Raw genomic sequence first — 2,208 nt, forward strand, 5'->3', positions numbered from 1 at the left:
CCAATTCTTCTTATTCATAAGATTACTTAAATTTAGTGTACAATATATTCAATTTAATTTTTGGTTTACCATTTTCCGTTGCCAGAAATGTGGTACTGAAACTATTAAACAGCTCCGTGCGATTATTTGTTAAATATAACGAAGTATCGTCGTAAGCGTCATTCAATTTTACATTCTTTAAATGTTGAACTAGATCGAAGACAAATTGACCGTTACTCCCTGTCTCTGTCCCGGGAATATACCTTGCTTCCTGTATAGCATTTTGGTAGGGTGTCCCTACAAAAGAAACAGGAACGCCGGCATGATCCGCTACGAACAGTGATGCGCCCGTGCTGTTCGGATATAGCTCGTTACTTGATCGAGGCAGTGTCTCGATAACGAGTTCCGCTTTATTAATCGAGATGCCTTCATCTTGCAAGAACCCTTTTAACGAAGGAAACGAGATTTTCGCTACAACACCTGTTCCGGCTTGGATATATGTTACCCCTGCGGTAGCCGAGGTGGGAATACCCTTTTGGGGCGTGAGATCGCTGAAAGCAGTTTCGGATCTGTCGTACTCGATATGGTTTGATTCGTATGACTTATCAACAATAGATAGAGTTTTTGTTCCCGTTTTTTTTGCGCCGTCAGTCCCTGTATATGAGTAGTTTATGTTTACGTCCACCGTATCAGTGAATCGTAGCACAGCGGTGTTGTTATCGTCTGGAACCAGGGCTAAACCTTTGAAATAGTTGTAGAAATTTTCGTTTGAGGAAACGGCAGTGGCGCCCGTCTTAAGCAAGTCAAACAGTTCTTGTCCTACACTCTGATTTAAACGGATCTTTAGCGTATCTATCAACCCCATATAAGGTTTGAAGGTCACGTTACCAATATCGGTAGGCTCATAGGTGAACTTTTGGTTTGAAAAAAGTGAAGGTCCGGTAACGTAGAACGGCAGCGCATTGTTTTGTATTCCGCCAGACAATGTTTTTAACTCAAGATCTTCGGTTAAGCGATGAACCCGGATGGTTTGATTTTTTGTTGTATCTCCGTATGTATATGCTATTGGTGATTTTGCTGTGGGTATGCGTATATTTATCGAATCTAGCGCGGCAGCTTCTGGAATATCCTGTGTTAAAGAGGTAAGACCTAATCGGAAATACGCCGTTGATTTTACGGATCCTGATTGATCTTGAGTAGCTTTACCAACTAGTAGCCGTCCTGATACTGAGGAAGGAAGATTGTCCATTTGTACGGTTGAAGTAGATGCGGAGATTGTGTCTAATAAAGCGACACCAACATCGTCAGTCGTGGAGTTATCAAGAACAATACTCATATCTTTATCACATGCTCCTGCAATAAAAAGGATAATAAGAGGTACAGCAAAAAACGTAATATTTCTCTTAAAAAGTTGATTCATATTTAATGTTTGACAGGCAAAAGTACTTAAATCGAACTGTTAATCAGTGTTATATTTTGTTAAAACTGGCCCGTTACTTATGCGTTGCAAATCTACTAATTTAAATTTGTATTAATAATGTTAAAAAAGTATAAAATCCTGCTACTAATTGTAGCGTTAACTGCCACAGGCATAGCGTTTATTCTGGCGATTTGGCTGTATGGGAGTTACAGATATGAACGCGAACAATTGATGGGTACTGCAGAACGTTCTCTATTTAACGTGCTTCAAAATTTTCATCAGCAACAGGCTGAAGCGCAAGAGAAAGCCGATTCTTCGGATTCGAGTCGGCGAGGCGGATTAGTTTCTTTCATCGGTCAAGTGTATCCTCAGATCGACCTGCAACCTATGCGTAGAGCGCTGGATAGTGCGCATAAAGAAAATCAGAAAAAGACAAAAATACGTATGCGTAGAGGAAAGGGCAATATTGCCAATGAGGTGCTTCCTCTATACCTGCTAGAAAAGATAGATTTTAATAAATTGGTGCTTGCACAACTAGAAAAACAGCTTGAAACAGTACTACTCGAGGGTGGGATTGACGCCAAGTTTGGTCTCTTTGTGCAGGAGATGAAACGAGAAGAGTGGGATCAATATTTTCGTGAAAGTCGCGCAGATGGGGCTGTACTTACCCGCCCGATTCTTGTTAATCCGGATCGCGATCAATTTTTATTCGCTCGTTTTGATAGTCCTTGGGGACATCTTTTAAGCAATCTGTGGGGACAAGCATTGATATCGTTGCTATTACTTAGCACGCTGATAGGTACGTTTGT

At 40.9% G+C, this 2,208-nt stretch carries 2 protein-coding genes; one reads left to right on the forward strand and one right to left on the reverse strand.

The features are described 5' to 3' along the window. Positions 1 to 22 precede the first annotated feature (22 nt). Positions 23 to 1,399 carry a DUF4270 family protein gene (locus tag HP439_RS18835; RefSeq protein WP_172391867.1) on the reverse strand — a complete coding sequence of 459 codons (1,377 nt, stop codon included), beginning with the start codon at positions 1,397 to 1,399 and terminating at the stop codon, positions 23 to 25. Between the two features lie 117 nt (positions 1,400 to 1,516). On the opposite strand from HP439_RS18835, the gene HP439_RS18840 reads away from it, so the two are divergent. Then, positions 1,517 to 2,208, forward strand: a 692-nt coding sequence (locus HP439_RS18840; protein WP_172391868.1) for a hypothetical protein, incomplete at its 3' end; no start/stop codon positions are given.

This window comes from Sphingobacterium shayense, from assembly GCF_013179575.1.
GTDB lineage: Bacteria > Bacteroidota > Bacteroidia > Sphingobacteriales > Sphingobacteriaceae > Sphingobacterium > Sphingobacterium shayense.